Raw genomic sequence first — 14,445 nt, 5'->3', positions numbered from 1 at the left:
TTCAACAGGCCGCATATCCGCGCCATGCGGGAAAGTCCACCGTCATTCATCCAATGTCTGGACCCTTCCCAGGAGGTCGGAGATGAGACCGAGACGGCTGCTACGCGTGGCCCTGGCGATCACAGCGGGCGTACTGCTGGCGGGCGCGGTCGGCCAGCCCGCGTTCGCCGCCACCTACAACGTCAAGAACTACGGCGCGACCGGCAACGGCTCGACGAACGACTCGGCGGCGATCCAGAAGGCGATCGACGCCGCGGCCGCGGCGGGCGGCGGAATCGTGCAGTTCCCGTCCGGCACCTACAAATCGGCCAACACCATCCACCTGAAGAGCAACATCACCGTCCAACTGGACGCCGGCTCCACCGTCGTCGGCTCCAGCGCCGACGCCTACGACCCGCCCGAGCCGAACCAATGGGACGCGTACCAGGACTACGGGCACAGCCACTTCCACAACGCGATGTTCTACGGCGACCGGCTGAACAACATCGGATTCACCGGCACCGGCACCCTCGACGGCGGCGGCAACTTGATCACCGGCAACCCGGCCTCGGGTGAAGCCGACAAGATCATCTCCTTGACCCGCTGTGACGGACTGGTCCTGAACGACATCACTATGCGCCGTGGCGGGCACTTCGCGATCCTCACCAACAACTGCAACAACATCACCTCCGACCACCTGAAGATCTTCACCGCCACCGACCGGGACGCCTGGAACATCATCAGTGCCACCAACGTCACCATCACCAACGGCGACATCAACGGCAACGACGACGCGATCGTGTTCAAGAGCGACTACGCGCTCGGCGCCAAACTGCCCAACGGCCACGTACGCGTAACCGACACCCACGCCAGCGCCGGCTGCTGCAACGCGCTGATGTTCGGTTCCGAGACCTGCGGCGACTTCACTGACTACGTCTTCGAGCGGATCTCCATCACCGGCGCGAACAAATCCGGCCTGGGCATGGTGAGTATGGACGGCGCGAACATCACCGACGTCCACTACAAGGACATCACCATGAGCGGCGTCAGCTCGCCGATCATGCAGAAGATCGGCACCCGCAGACGCTGCGGCAACAGCCCCGGCGTCGGCCACATCAGCAACATCACCTACGAGAACGTGACCGGCGTCGGCAAGAGCAGCCCGGTCTACAGCCCGACGTTGTGGGGCGAGGCCGGCGGCAACCAGATCAGCAACGTCACCTTCACCAACGTGCACCTGACCCTTCCGGGTGGCAGCTCAGCCATCTCGACCGGCGTACCGAGCAACGATCCGAACAACTACAACCCGAACAGCATCGGGACGCGGCCCGCGTACGGGTGGTATGTCCACAACGCCACCAACATCTCGTTCATCGACAGCTCCGTCGACTTCCAGAGCAACGACAACCGCCCGGCCGTCATCGCCAATACCGCGAGCAACCTCAACTTCAGCAACTTCACCGCCGAACGCGGCACCGGCTCGGCGTACGACGTCGGTTTCCAGAGTGTCAGCGGCTACTGCGTGACCGGCCAGAACACGACCGGCGGCGCGCTACGGGTCAACGCCTCCAGCTCGACGGAGAACTGCGTGATCACTCCACCGCCCGGCCGCTACGAGGCCGAGGACGCGACCTACTCGCCGGGCGTCTTCGAGAACACGCACACCGGCTATAGCGGCACGGGCTACGTCAACAGCGACAACGTGCTCGGGGCATACGTGCAATGGAACGTCCCAGCCGATGCGGCAGGGCCGCACACCCTGAAGTTCCGGTACGCCAACGGCACGACAGCGGACCGGCCGATGGACATCACGGTCAACGGCACCACCGTCGCCACAGCGGTCTCCTTCCCACCGACCGCCAACTGGGACACCTGGGCGACCATCACGGTCACCACAGCGCTGGCCGCCGGCGCCAACACCGTCCGTGCCTCGGCGACCACCGCCGGCGGCGATCCCAACCTCGACTACGTAGACGTCGCGATCGCCGCTCCCCCGCCGACCCGATACGAAGCCGAGAACGCCGTCATATCCCAGGGAGTGGTGGAGGCCAACCATCTCGGCTTCAGCGGCACCGGCTTCGTGAACACCGACAACATCACGGGCAGCTACGTCGAGTGGACGGTGAACGCGACCACCGCCGGATCGGCGACGCTGCGAATCGCGTATGCGAATGGAACGACCGCCAGCCGACCCGCTGCGGTGTCGGTCAACGGAACCATCGTGGCGACACCGTCGTTCGCCGCGACGACGAACTGGGACACCTGGGCCACCGCCTCGGTGCCCGTCACTCTGGCCGCCGGAGCGAACACCGTCCGCGTGACCGCCACAACGTCCGGCGGCTGCGCCAACCTTGACTATCTAGACGTCTAGCGTCGCCTGCCCGCCGCATCGGCGGCGGGCAGGCACCGCCCGGCCAGCGGAGCTACGGTTCGCCCGGACCGCGCAGGTGCCGCCGCATGCCCGGTGGGGATCAGGTAGCCGGTTGGATCGCTTCGGCCTGCCGCAGCAGGTAGTCGCGCTCTGGGCCGCTAGCAGTCTGCCGCGCTGCGACCCGGTAGAGGTCGGCGGCGGTCGCGCGGTCTCCGGCGCGGTCGTGCAGGTGCGCTCGCGCTGCGGTCAGCCGGTGGTTGTCGCGCATGCGCGGGTCGCTGGACAACGGCTCCAGCAGGTCGAGCCCGGCCTGCGGTCCGTGCACCATCGCGGTGGCCACGGCCCGGTTGAGGGCCACCACCGGGTTGTCGTCCAGCCGTTGCAGCAGGTCGTAGAGGGTCAGAATGTGGGGCCAGTCCGTGTCGTCGGCGCTGGCGGCGTGGCAGTGCGCGGCCGCGATCGCGGCCTGGATTTGGTACGGGCCCGGCTGCCGTCGCGCCAAGGCCGCGGTCAGCAGAGTCGTGGCAGTGCCGATGGTGTGGTGATCCCACCGGCGTCGGTCTTGCCGATCCAGCGGGATGAGTTCGCCCCCGTCCCCGGTCCGGGCCGCCCGGCGAGCGTCGGTGAACATCAGCAGCGCCAGCAGACCAGCGGTTTCGGCATGGTCGGAACGGCTGTCATACAGCAGCCTCGCCACCCGGATCGCCTCGTGGGCCAGATCCCGGCGCTGCAGTGCCGGGCCGGAGCTGGCGGTATGCCCCTCGGTGAAGATCAGATAGATCACCTGCAGGACTACCGGCAGCCGCGCCGCCACGTCATCGTCGGTGGGCGGTTCGAAGGTGGCTCCGGCGTCCTTGATGCGCTGCTTGGCCCGGCTGATCCGCTGGGCCAGGGTCGTCTCGGGTAGCAGGAGCGCGCGGGCGATCTCGGTGGTCGTCAATCCGCCGACGGCGCGCAACGTGAGTGGAATCTGTGCTGCCGGGGCCAACGCGGGATGGCAGCACATCATGAGCAGCGCGACCGTGTCGTCGGCGTCCGGCGAGTCATCGGCGTCGGCCGGCGGGGCCAGCCACTGCCCGCCTGGCGTCTGCGCGGCCAGCGCCACCTCGCGCCGGATGCGCGACTCCTCACTGCGCAGGTGGTCGATCAGGCGGCGGGACGCGACCTGGATCAGCCAGCCGCGTGGGTTGTCGGGCACTCCCTGATGCGGCCACTGCGTGGCGGCGGCCAGCAGTGCTTCCTGCGTGGCGTCCTCCGCCTCGCCGAAGTGCCCGTAGCGGCGTACCACGGCCGCCAGCACCTGCGGCGTGAGATCGCGCAGCAGATCGGCGATCATCCGTGGACGGGCCGTAGTTCGACACGAGACGACACGACGCCGGCGAACCGGGCCGCCAGTGCCACTGCCCGCTCGTGGTCGGCGACGTCGACGATGCCGAAGCCCGCCAGGAACTCCTTCGTCTCGGCATAGGGCCCGTCGGACACAACCGGGCTGCCCGTGCGGACGTCGACGGTCTGTGCGCGGTCCGGCTCGGACAGGCCGAAGGCGGCCACGAGTTCACCGGTGGCGGACAGTTCCTCCTGCAGCGCCTGCATCGCCGCGAAATGGGCAGCGATCTGCTCCGGCGACATCGCGTCCGGCCCGGCGCCAGCCAGCGCGTCCCAGTCCGACGAGCCACCGTACGTCATGATCATGTATTTCATGCGGTCCCTCCACTCTGGCCGGATGCCACCTTGATACCAGATCGAGGGCGCTGCGGAGCGACCGAAAAAGATCTCCAAAAAAGTTGCCGAGGTCTGTCGAGGACTCCGTATCGGCTCCGACGTCCCAGGCGCAAGAGGCAAACGAGCTTCGGAGGAACCCATGAACGTCACCATCGACAACTCCGCCGACGCGCCCGGCCGGTCGCCGCGCCGCGTCGCGACCATCGTCCGCGCCACGATCCAGGTGCTGCTCGCGCTGCAGATCGCCATCGGCGGCGTCCTGAAACTGGCCGGCGATCCGACGATGATCGACCTGTTCACCGACATCGGCTGGGGCCAGTGGCTGCGCCTGTTCGTGGGCGTATGCGAGGTGGCGGGCGCGATCGCGCTGCTGATCCCACGCCTGGCCGCACTGGCCGCCGTCGCACTGACCGCGCTGCTGGCCGGCGCCGTCATCACCAACGTCGCGATCGGCGCCAACCCGGCCGTGCCGGCGGTCTTCGGGCTGATCGCGGCCGGCCTGGCAATCAGCCTGCGCCACCGGCTGCCCCGGCTCACCCGCAACCACTGACCACATCGACCGCACCCAGAGAGGCCACGACCATGACCGAGCAGGTTCTCGACACCGCCCAGCCCACCTCCGCCACGCCACACCCGGCCCTCAAGACCCTGGACACGCTGGTCGGCACCTGGACGATCAGCGGACCGGGCCACGACGGCACCGTGACCTACGAATGGATGCCCGGCGGCCACTTTCTCATCCAGCACATGCACCTGATCCAGGACGGCCACGTCACCCACGGCGTCGAATACATCGGATACGACGCCGACAGCGGCACTCTGCGCTCGCACTACTTCGGCAGCAGCGGCGACCTGCTGGAATACACCTACGACATCACCGGCCGCGAGCTGACCATCTGGTTCGGCCAGCCCGGCTCCCCCGCGTACTACCGCGGCGCCTTCGACGAATCCGGCGACAGCGCCGCCGGCGCCTGGACCTGGCCGGGCGGCGGCTACGAATCCACGATGACCCGAGCGAACGCCTGAAGGAGCGCAGCGCCTCGGCCGGCACTCCGATGAGGGCCGGCCGAGGTGATCTGTCATCGGCTGCCAGCGCAGCCAGGCGAGGGTTACGCTAACCCAACCCATCGACCTTCTGCGATCTTAGGGGCTGCCAATGAGCTCATCGAGACGCGCGCTCATCGTATTCGCTGCTGGGGCGATCGCGGCGTTGATCATCTGTGGCTGGTTCGTCGTTGTCCGGCACAACGCCCTGTCACCCCTGCTGTGCTTCGCCCCAGCGGACCAGGCAGAAATGATCGACACGTTCCAAGAGGATCCGCTATACGCGGTGACACCACCCGATGGCCGTCTGACCGAGGAGGAGGCGAAAACTCACGAGTGCGACGCCGAGCAAGGCGGCTCTCCCCTGGGCCCCCAGTTCGCCGAGGTGCACCGGAGGTTCACAACGCCGCAGGTCTACGGCGCGACGCAATTGCAGCAGACGTTCGGTCCAGCTGCGGAGGCCGCCGGTTGGCAGGAAATGAACCGAGGCGGCGAACCCGCCGCAGGCACCGTCCACTTCTGCAAGCGGATCGGCGACCGAGCCGCCCACGCAGGCGTATACGCACACAGCGGTCCAGTCGGGCCGGAACTGGAGCTCGTTCTCAGCGCCGACGCGGTCGGATCGACATGCGACTCCCCCACTCCCGCCCCGTCACCGTCCATCCGCTGACAGGGCTCTTCAGCCGAGGCTCTCGATGACGGTTGGGGTGCGCGCGCTTCTGTCGCATTCGGACACAATGGTCAGACCAGCGTAGATCAACCAGACTATGGGCCACCCCGTCAATCCTCGCCGAGCGCCTCGGCGATCGTGGCGTCCCAGGGGTGCGGCTGATTCCATGGCGGAGCAAGGCGGGGGCGCAGCCATGACAACTGCTCTCGGCTCAAAAAGGGGACCGCGTCGACGAAGTCGGCTTGATCCTTCTCCCGGTTGTCCCTTGCCTTCAAGAGAAGCACGATCTCCGGCGTGAGGTAGGGAGTACCACTCGGGCTTTGCCGAGTGAGGTTGGCCAATGGCCATCGAACCTTCCTCCCTCGATGGAAGATCCAGTCCGAGTCGTCGCTCAAGGCGAAGAGCACCTGAATGTCTCCACAGCCTGGCGGCAGGTTTCTGGTGAACTCGACGGTCATTCGGCCCGGTTCGATGTCGAATCCCCGTTCCGCGGGCCGGCGCTCCTTCGTTGGCCCGTCGATGACCATCGGCTCGAATGGGCGCATTCGGTCAACGAAATGGTCAAAGTCGGCGGCCAGGAGGAGCACGTCGAGGTCGGAATGGTCCCTGCGTACTTCACCGACGAGGAAGTCGACCGCCCACCCTCCGGCGATCCAGCGGTGCCGCTCGTACCGAGTGAACAACTCTCGGAAAGGCACAATCTGCGGGTGTTCGTCGGGATGCATAGTTCAGTCCTTTCCGTGGCATCGGTTGAGGACGTTGATCAACACCGACGACACCGGGATGCGGTGGCCTGCCATCCCCAGCTGCGGCGGCTCGGGGCGCAGATCCAAAGCGGTGGACAACAACACCGTGACGACACCCGGCGTGTCCTGGCGGAGGAACACGCACTGGTGCACCCGATGGATCCAGCCGATGTCGCGGCATGAGGCGTTCGCACGCTGCCGATGCCAGCCCCGGCCTTCCAGATGACGCCAGAGACGGGCGCTCAACTCACCGACCGGGACGCTATCCGGCGTCACGAGCAGGTACGTGACGCTACATGCCTCGCTCCCGCAATTTTGGGTGCGGCTCACCAGCGTCAGGTCCTTGGGCAGCGGGAGCACCTTCGTCTCATCCGGGCGTTCGTGGCCGATGCCGAAAACGACTGCCGCGACGAACAGGAAAGTCAGGCCCAGCGCCGACGCGAGCAGAGTGCGGAACCCGATCACGGCCTGCGTCACCGGTCGCCTTTGCCGCCAGATCAGCTGATCGAGCCAAGCGAGCACACCCAGCACCAGCAGGGCGAGGAACGGGAAGACCGACACGACTTCCTGGTCGCTGGGCAACGGATCCGACACCACCCAGCCCCGGGTGATCGCTACCGCCGTCGCCGGCACTGCCGCAACCGCACAACCTCCCACGATCCACAGCGACCACCGACCCCGTGTCATGCTGCGGACACTAGTACGGCAGCCACTGACCCGACGGCCGCACGCGCACTGGCCGACCGACCCGGACACCATTCCATCGACGTCGATATCGGGAAGTCTTCGCTGATTCGGCGGCTATTGCGCGATGTAGTCACTGCCGTTCCAGTGGTAGCTCGTGTGATGAATGGTGCCGCCGGCGCAGTCTGGTTCGCAGTCGTTGAGCGCGGAATCGATCTCGAAGCGTCCGTCGTGATCGGTGTCGACGACGGTGGCGCTGTAGAACCGTTGGGCGTACTCGCCCGGGGCTGGCAGCGTCTCGTAGGTGTCGAAGCCGGCCGGGCTCGGGCTGAGGATGATGACGCCGTTGAGCCGCCCGGGATCGTAGTCGAGGAAGATGTGCCCGGTGTTGTCGCGGGACGGGCTATGCGGAGCGAGGCGGTACCAGGGGCCCGCCCGGTGTTGCCAGCGCACCTTTCCACTCCCGTCGATCACGGTGATGTACGCCTCGGCCGTCCCCACCTCGTTCGGCATCGTGGTGAACAGCAGGCTGTGGCCCCACACAGGATGGTCGAACCACACGTGGCCGGTCACCTTGCACGCGGCCGAGCAGGCGCCGAGTCGGCGGAGCTGGTCGCCGGACGGGACGGCGGCGTACCCGGCCAGTGTGCGGATCTCGTCGGCGACGACGCGCGCGGCCTTCGGGTCGCCCCAGTCACCGGGAAGGAAGTCGGCGAACTTGAGCAGATAGTCGGCCGGACAGGTCTTCATCGGCTGGATCGCCGTGCGGGCGGACGAGCGCCATTGGGAGAACTGCCACAGCTCCTTGCTCTTGTCGGCGAACGTGTCCTGCAGGGCCAGGTTGCGGTACAGGCGGTTGGAGTCGGCGTCGCGGTCGGCGCACGTCGGCTTCCATTCGCCGAGCTTCTGGGGCTTTCCGTCGCCGCGCACGCTGAACATCAGCGGCCCGACGAGAGCGTCCGCGATCTGGTCGGACAGGTAGAACAGCAGATCGGCGTACGCGAGGATTTTGCAGGCCTGGGCGAGCTGGTGGATCATGCGGTCGCCGCGGGCGATGGTCTGCGCGGTGATGCCGGGCTTGCTGCGGATGATCTGCTGTTCCAGGGATTCCAAGCGCGCGCCGAACTCGCTGTCGGGCCGCACGATCTCGGCTGCACAGCCGGTGATCGCGTGCACCACCGCCCGGGCGATCGCGTCGACCTTCAGCTCCGGCCGGTCGAGGGCCTGCTTACCACCGCATTCGAACAGCACCTGCAGCAGCGCGTTGACCAACGGGTTGTCGCTGCCGCCGACGGGAATCTGGTCGAACACGTACGCGACCGCATCAGTGAGGATCGTCCGGAAGTCGACGACGCCGGTGGCGGTCTGCATCTGGCTGCCCGCTCCCGCCGGACGCCCGATGCCGACGGCGACCTCGTGCGTGGGTGGCAGCAGATAGCTGGTGTCGGTGTCGAAGACGTCGTGGGCGGTGCGGTAGATGACCGCCTTGGCGCCGAACTCCTCCGATCCGGCCCAGGTCCACGCCCAGGCGGCGTCCTTCGGGGTGAGGACGAGACGCTGGGTGAACGACCGGTTGTTGGCCACCCGGGCGGTGACGATCTCGTCCCGGTCCGGCTCGAAGCACACCCTGAGCGACGCAGCAGAGAGGTCCTCGTCCGGGTCGACCACACCGCGTACCCAGCCCGGCAGCGGTTTGCCGTTGCAGTGCGGCGCGTCGACGCGTTTGCCGGCCAGCTGCCCGGTCCATTGGCTGGCGCTGGCGGCCCAGTCCCAGAAGGAGAACTCGCTGACGGTGGCGGACAGCGTGTCGCCGTCGACGGTCAACGTCGGTCCGGCGACTTTCCACATCCGGCTGTCGGGGTCCCACTTCGTCAGGACCGTCGCCGCTCGCTGGCGGGCGGTCAACGTCGGGGTCTTCCACCGTATGGTCGCGGGCTTGGCGAGGGGCTGGCTGTGCTCGACGCCGATCGGCTGGCCGAAGATCTCGCCGTCGTGCTCGCCGATCGGCTCGGCCGGCAAGACGGTGACGGAGACGCCGCTGGCGACGGCTCCGGCCGGAATGGTGATCGTAACGTCGCCTGTCTCGACCGTCCCGCCCTCCGGGCCGATCTTCGTCGGCTTGCCGGTCACCTTCGGGGCCGGATCGGACGTCTCGTGCCCGCTGTCGCGGTGGATCCACCACCAGCCGCCCACACCACCGGCGGCGAGCACGGCCAGCACCGTCACGAGGATCACAACCTGCTTGGTACGCACACGTCCTCCAGCCGAGCCGTCCGCTGCTTGGTGCGTCCATCGGAGGCATGGCCGCCCGGAAGATCACACCGCACCGCCGAGGCTAGGGACGCGGACCCTGCGGGTGCCTCCCCCGCAGGTACCACGCTGGCGACGGAAACCAGACATTTGGCCGCGTGTCAGCGTGGGCCGAGGGCGCTGGGACACCGCGAGATTCATCAGTACTCGGTGCCCCCCACATGGCACGAGGTGTGCGGCGGTCGAGCGGTGCTGGTGAAAAGGCGTGGCTGCCAGGCGGTCGCGATGTGACAATCAGCCCGCACCTTGATCAACATTTGCGTCCCGGAGGTCCGCTTGGAGATCGCCCCGCTGCTGCCGATGATCACGCCTCGGTTGACGCTGCGCCTGTTCACGCCTGACGATGCCGAGGACCTGTACGCCTACCAGAGCCTGCCGAGCGTGGCGCGCTACTTGTACCGGCCGGCGCACACGCGTGAGCGCAGCGAGCAGGTTGCGGCCGAGCGCGCGGCGCACTCGGTTTGGTCGGCCGACGGGGACAAGCTGGCGCTTGCCGTGTGCCGACGCGATGAGCCCGGCGTCATCGGTGAGGTGAGCATCACCATGGCCAGTGCGCGCGCCGCCCAGGCCGAGATCGGCTGGACTGTCCACCCACGGCACCAGGGGCACGGCTACGCGACCGAGGCGGCTGCGGCGCTCGCCGGGTTCGCCTTCGACACGCTGGGCGTGCACCGGCTCTACGCACGGCTGGATGTGGAGAACACCGGGTCGATACGAGTCTGTGAGCGCCTCGGGATGCGCCGGGAGGCGCATCTGGTCGAGAACGACCTCGACGGGGATCGCTGGGGCAGCGAGTACATCTACGCAGCGCTGGCCGCGGACCTGGGCGGGCAATCAGGCAGTTGAGCCCGGAAGCCGTTCCGGATCAGCAGAACCATCCGTCCTGCACCCAGCCGTGCCGATTGATGTACCCGTAGGCAAAGCCGTAGATGTAGCCGCCGGAACGCGGTCCTTCGACGAGGAAGGTCTGACCGCTGTAGAGGGTCCCCATCCACGCGCCGCCAGGGTCGGTGCGGACATAGAGCGTTTGCGCGCACACGGTTTCGCGTACGCCGATGGTGCCGTTCGCGGCGTGCGCGGGCGAGACGGCGCCGAGAACCGTCAGCAGTGTTGCGGCGATGATCGCCGATGCGGTCTTGGCGGCTTTCACCACGAGTCGTAGCCTCCGATGCATTCCAGGCGCATGTATCCCCAGTCGTTGGGGCCGAAGTCGAAGGTGGCCGCCCAGCCGTTGTAGACCGGGTGCACGCCGGGGGTGTGGCCGATCTTGTCCCCGTAGTACAGGATCCGCTTGAGCCCGGACGGTCCCGACGCCGAGTCGTAGTTGGCGTAGAAGCTTGCGGACTGGCAGATGTTGATGGCGTGCCGCGGCACCACGACCGCGTCCGCAGGAGTTCCGGCGGTGAGGATGGCGACGGCGGCGGTGGCGGCGACAACTCTCGCTCTGATCGACATATTTCCTTCAATCGCTTGAGGTTGTGCCGGGACGGTAGCAGCGGGCGGACAGCTCACGCAAGGTCGACATCCGTGCCCGAAATCTGCGCCGTCGGCCGGTCACCAGGACTGGACGGTGCGCGGCTGGACCGGCGAGCAGTCCATGACCTGCGAAATCACCGACGAAGGTCATTTCCGGACGCGGAACCGCAGATGTGTGACCTGCTCGGATGCGAGCAATCTGGTTCGTTCCAGCTCGATGTGCTGGGTTCCCAGCCGGTCGAACAGCCGGACGCCCGCGCCGAGCAGGACGGGCACGAGCTGGATCTGAACCTCGTCGACCAGCCCGGCGCTGAGGAACTGTTGCGCGGTATGCGCTCCGCCCATGATGAGGACGTTCTTGCCGGCTGCTGCCGCTCGCGCCTGCTCAAGCGCACGGCCGACTCCGTCGGTGACGAAGGTGAACGCCGCGGATTTCATGGGCAGCCGTTCGCGTGGCTCATGGGTGAGCACGAAGCAGGGTACGGGGAACGGAGTGTCCTGCCACAGGTCCACGCCCACGTCGAACGTTCGCCTGCCCACCACGACCGCTCCGGTCGAGTCGGACAGTTCCCGAGCCACGCGGGCGTCCACCTCGGAGTCGCCGGTGAACAGCCATTCGTGGAGCCGCTCGCCGCCCTCGCCCATCGGCCGTTCGACAGCGACGCCGGGTCCGGCGCTGTAGCCGTCCAGCGACACGCTCATGTTGAGCACGATGCTTCCCATCACTTCTCCCGCTTCGTCGTCCATCGTCAATGCTTGGCGAGTTCGGCCCGTCAACAGGCGGCGACCGGCGCGGTCCGCCGGCCGAGCCGGGCCGGAAGGAGACCGGCGAACAGCAGCACGGCGGTGAGCAGGAACCCCGCCGAGTAGCCGACCGCCCCGGCGACCAGGCCGAACCCGACCGCGCCGACGCCCATCCCGCCGTCGTAGGCGAGGTTCCACAGCGCGCTCACCGAACCGAAGTCGGACCGCCGGGCGCGTTCGAACATGAGGGACAGGGTGACGTTCTGCGCCGCGCCGAACCCGGCGCCGAACAGGCACATCCCGGCGACCACCGCCACCGGACTGTCCACCCAGATGAGGGTGAACGTGCCGGCCGCGGCTGCGAGGAGCGCGGGGACGAGCAGGCGGGCACAGCCGTGGCGGTCGCCGTATCGGCCCGCGCCCCACCGTGCGAGCGCGGTCGCGCCCGACTGCACCAGCAGCGCGAACGCGGCGACCTCACCCGAGCCGTCGGGCACCGCGAGCGGCAGGAAGGTGAGCAGGATGCCGGCCGCCACCGTCACCGTGGCGAAGCTGACCGCCGGGCCGGCCACGCCGTTGGTGCGAAGGGCAGCGAGCACCCGCCCTTGCTGCTCGGTCTGAGCCGACCGGGCGGGCAGGCCGGGTACGGCGAGCAGCGCGAGCAGCGCCATCGCCGCCCCGGTGACGAAGACCGGTCCGTAGCCGACGTTGTCGGCCAGCCACAGGCCCGACGGCAGGCAGGCGATGCCCGGGACCGCGCTGACCACGCCGTACAAGCCCAGCCCTTCACCACGCCGATCGGCCGGCACGAGTTCGGCGACCAAAGCGGCGCCGGCGACCACGATGATCCCGAGACCTGCCCCGCGCAGAAGGCAGACGCCCAGCACCCACGTGAGCCCGGACGATACCGTCAGGACCAGCGCCGGAGCACCGAGCAGGACCAGGCCCGCCGCCATGACCGTGCGGTATCCGTACCGGCGCAGCAGGCCCGGCACCGCGAACTCGGTCAGCACGGTCCCCAGCATCAACGCGCCGGTGCACAGCCCCGCGCTGCCCAGGCCACCGGACTCGGCGGTGGCAGTGAACATGGGGACGACCGGCATCAGGAGGAAGAAACTCCCGAGCGAACCCAGCGATGTGATCAGCAGCAGGATCATGGGGTACGTCAGGATCGGCCGCTTCCCCACGCGGTCTTCACGACGAGTATCGGACCCGTGCACCTGGTTTTCCATGAGCCGACCGTAGAAGGCCGACCGGTCCAGCGGTAAGGTCCAGTTTCATGCCGATCGAGTGGACCGGTTCGGGACCGGACCTCCTGCTGCAGGTCGACCGGAATCAGCCCGAACCCTTGCGCGACCAACTCGAACGCGCACTGCGGGAAAGCATCCGCACCGGCCGGCTGGCCACCGGGGAACGACTGCCGTCGTCCCGCGCCCTGGCCCGCGATCTCGGGATCTCCCGCGGCCTGGTGACCGAGTGCTATGCGCAGCTGCAAGCAGAGGGCTACCTGGTCACCCGCGGCGGCTCCGCCACCCGGGTAGCCGCCGCAGCGCACCTGCCGGCAGCCGCATCGCCGACCCCTGCCGCCACCCAGCCCTTCCGCGTCGACTTCCGGCCCGGGATACCCGACCTGTCGAGCTTTCCACGGGAGCAGTGGAGTCGCGCCTTGCGCCGCGCCTGCCGTGACGCCCCCAACGAGCTGCTCGCCTGCCGCGACGCGTACGGCGATCCGACCCTGCGCGACGTGCTGGCCGCCTACCTGCGGCGAGTCCGCGGCGCCGCCACCGACCCAGGCCACACCGTCATCTGCGCCGGGTACGCCCAAGGCCTCCAGCTCGTCCTGCGGGCGCTGATCGACGAAGGCGTACGCGTCGTGGCCTTCGAGGATCCCGGCGATCCGGACCAGCGCGCTGTCGCGACGATGTTGGGCCTCGACGTCGTCGCGGTCCCGGTCGACGAACGCGGCGTCGACGTCGTTGCGCTCGCCGCCACCGATGCGCGCACCGTCGTGCTGACCCCTACCCACCAGTCTCCCACCGGCGTCCTGCTCGCCCCCGACCGGCGGCAAGCCCTCATCGCCTGGGCCACCGCCCGGAGCGCCACCGTCATCGAGGACGACTACGACGCCGAGTTCCGTTACGACCGCGCACCCGTCGGCGCGTTGCAGGGTCTGGCCCCGAACCAGGTGGCGCTCATCGGCTCCGTCAGCAAATCACTCGCACCGGCGCTGCGGCTCGGCTGGATTCTCAGCCCACCCCACCTGGCTCCTGCTGTCGCCCACTACAAGGAACTCGCCGACCGCGGCTCCCCCGCCATCGACCAGCTCGCGCTGGCCGACCTGCTCGAGTCCGGCCAATACGACCGGCATCTGCGCCACGTGCGGCAGCGCTACGCCGCCCGGCGTACGGCCCTGGTCGAAGCGATCGAACGGCACGCGCCCGCCGTCGACCTGCGCGGGCTGGCCGCCGGGTTCCACACCGTCGCTCACCTGCCCGTCGACGCCGACGAGCAGGACATCATCGCGGCCGGTCGCCGCCGGTCCGTGGGACTGTACGGAATGAGCGCCTACCGCTTCGACCACAATCGACGGCCCGCGCAACTCGTCCTCGGATTCGGCAACCTCACCCCGGCCGCGATCGGCGACGGCATCGAGTCCATCGCCGACCTCCTCCAGCCGTCCTGAACGGCCGCCGGAGGCG

Annotated in this window: 15 protein-coding genes; 6 read left to right on the top strand and 9 right to left on the bottom strand. The window is 68.3% G+C overall.

The window, feature by feature from the left end:
• The first annotated feature begins 82 nt into the window (after window positions 1-82).
• A complete protein-coding gene (locus tag AB0H43_RS26395; RefSeq protein ID WP_360003444.1) occupies window positions 83-2,350 on the top strand; it encodes a CBM35 domain-containing protein in 2,268 nt (755 codons plus the stop codon).
• A 100-nt stretch (window positions 2,351-2,450) separates the two neighbouring features.
• Here AB0H43_RS26395 and AB0H43_RS26390 read toward each other — a convergent pair whose 3' ends face one another.
• A complete protein-coding gene (locus AB0H43_RS26390) occupies window positions 2,451-3,686 on the bottom strand; it encodes a DUF6596 domain-containing protein (protein ID WP_360003442.1) in 1,236 nt (411 codons plus the stop codon).
• Window positions 3,683-4,051 carry a YciI family protein gene (locus tag AB0H43_RS26385; RefSeq protein WP_360003440.1) on the bottom strand — a complete coding sequence of 123 codons (369 nt, stop codon included), beginning with the start codon at window positions 4,049-4,051 and terminating at the stop codon, window positions 3,683-3,685. Before AB0H43_RS26385 ends, AB0H43_RS26390 begins: the two co-directional genes overlap by 4 nt.
• A 160-nt stretch (window positions 4,052-4,211) precedes the next feature.
• Here AB0H43_RS26385 and AB0H43_RS26380 point away from each other — a divergent pair, with 160 nt between their 5' ends.
• From AB0H43_RS26380 to AB0H43_RS26370, 3 genes are all read left to right on the top strand, one after another.
• Window positions 4,212-4,622: a DoxX family protein gene (locus tag AB0H43_RS26380; RefSeq protein WP_360003438.1), complete on the top strand. Its 411-nt coding sequence runs from the start codon at window positions 4,212-4,214 to the stop codon at window positions 4,620-4,622.
• Between the two features lie 32 nt (window positions 4,623-4,654).
• A complete protein-coding gene (locus AB0H43_RS26375; RefSeq protein ID WP_360003437.1) occupies window positions 4,655-5,098 on the top strand; it encodes a hypothetical protein in 444 nt (147 codons plus the stop codon).
• A gap of 268 nt (window positions 5,099-5,366) precedes the next feature.
• The gene (locus AB0H43_RS26370; protein ID WP_360003435.1) at window positions 5,367-5,786 is read left to right on the top strand and encodes a hypothetical protein; all 420 of its coding nucleotides are present in this window, start codon (window positions 5,367-5,369) and stop codon (window positions 5,784-5,786) included.
• A 110-nt stretch (window positions 5,787-5,896) separates the two neighbouring features.
• Here AB0H43_RS26370 and AB0H43_RS26365 read toward each other — a convergent pair whose 3' ends face one another.
• From AB0H43_RS26365 to AB0H43_RS26355, 3 genes are all read right to left on the bottom strand, one after another.
• Window positions 5,897-6,511: a hypothetical protein gene (locus tag AB0H43_RS26365; RefSeq protein WP_360003433.1), complete on the bottom strand. Its 615-nt coding sequence runs from the start codon at window positions 6,509-6,511 to the stop codon at window positions 5,897-5,899.
• A 3-nt stretch (window positions 6,512-6,514) separates the two neighbouring features.
• Entirely contained in the window at window positions 6,515-7,219 is a 705-nt protein-coding gene (locus AB0H43_RS26360) for a hypothetical protein (protein ID WP_360003431.1), read from the bottom strand.
• A gap of 114 nt (window positions 7,220-7,333) precedes the next feature.
• Window positions 7,334-9,469, bottom strand: coding sequence for a hypothetical protein (locus AB0H43_RS26355; protein WP_360003429.1), 2,136 nt, complete (start codon window positions 9,467-9,469; stop codon window positions 7,334-7,336).
• A 333-nt stretch (window positions 9,470-9,802) separates the two neighbouring features.
• On the opposite strand from AB0H43_RS26355, the gene AB0H43_RS26350 reads away from it, so the two are divergent.
• The gene (locus tag AB0H43_RS26350) at window positions 9,803-10,372 is read left to right on the top strand and encodes a GNAT family N-acetyltransferase (protein ID WP_360003427.1); all 570 of its coding nucleotides are present in this window, start codon (window positions 9,803-9,805) and stop codon (window positions 10,370-10,372) included.
• Window positions 10,373-10,391: 19 nt separating this feature from the next.
• Here AB0H43_RS26350 and AB0H43_RS26345 read toward each other — a convergent pair whose 3' ends face one another.
• The 4 genes from AB0H43_RS26345 to AB0H43_RS26330 all read right to left on the bottom strand — a co-directional run bounded on the left by AB0H43_RS26345 (window position 10,392) and on the right by AB0H43_RS26330 (window position 12,978).
• On the bottom strand, window positions 10,392-10,679 hold the full coding sequence (locus tag AB0H43_RS26345) for a hypothetical protein (RefSeq protein WP_360003425.1): 288 nt from the start codon (window positions 10,677-10,679) through the stop codon (window positions 10,392-10,394).
• Window positions 10,673-10,981: a hypothetical protein gene (locus tag AB0H43_RS26340; protein WP_360003423.1), complete on the bottom strand. Its 309-nt coding sequence runs from the start codon at window positions 10,979-10,981 to the stop codon at window positions 10,673-10,675. The genes AB0H43_RS26345 and AB0H43_RS26340 overlap by 7 nt, the downstream gene beginning before the upstream one ends.
• 168 nt (window positions 10,982-11,149) lie before the next feature.
• Window positions 11,150-11,749, bottom strand: coding sequence for a dihydrofolate reductase family protein (locus AB0H43_RS26335; RefSeq protein ID WP_360003420.1), 600 nt, complete (start codon window positions 11,747-11,749; stop codon window positions 11,150-11,152).
• Window positions 11,750-11,775: 26 nt separating this feature from the next.
• Window positions 11,776-12,978, bottom strand: coding sequence for an MFS transporter (locus tag AB0H43_RS26330; protein ID WP_360003418.1), 1,203 nt, complete (start codon window positions 12,976-12,978; stop codon window positions 11,776-11,778).
• A 47-nt stretch (window positions 12,979-13,025) separates the two neighbouring features.
• Between AB0H43_RS26330 and AB0H43_RS26325 the strand changes: the two genes are divergently transcribed.
• On the top strand, window positions 13,026-14,429 hold the full coding sequence (locus tag AB0H43_RS26325) for a PLP-dependent aminotransferase family protein (protein ID WP_360003416.1): 1,404 nt from the start codon (window positions 13,026-13,028) through the stop codon (window positions 14,427-14,429).
• Window positions 14,430-14,445: the final 16 nt, after the last annotated feature.

It is taken from the genome of Hamadaea sp. NPDC050747, assembly GCF_040654195.1.
Lineage (GTDB): Bacteria > Actinomycetota > Actinomycetes > Mycobacteriales > Micromonosporaceae > Hamadaea.
This window is presented reverse-complemented; position numbering and strand designations above follow the sequence as displayed.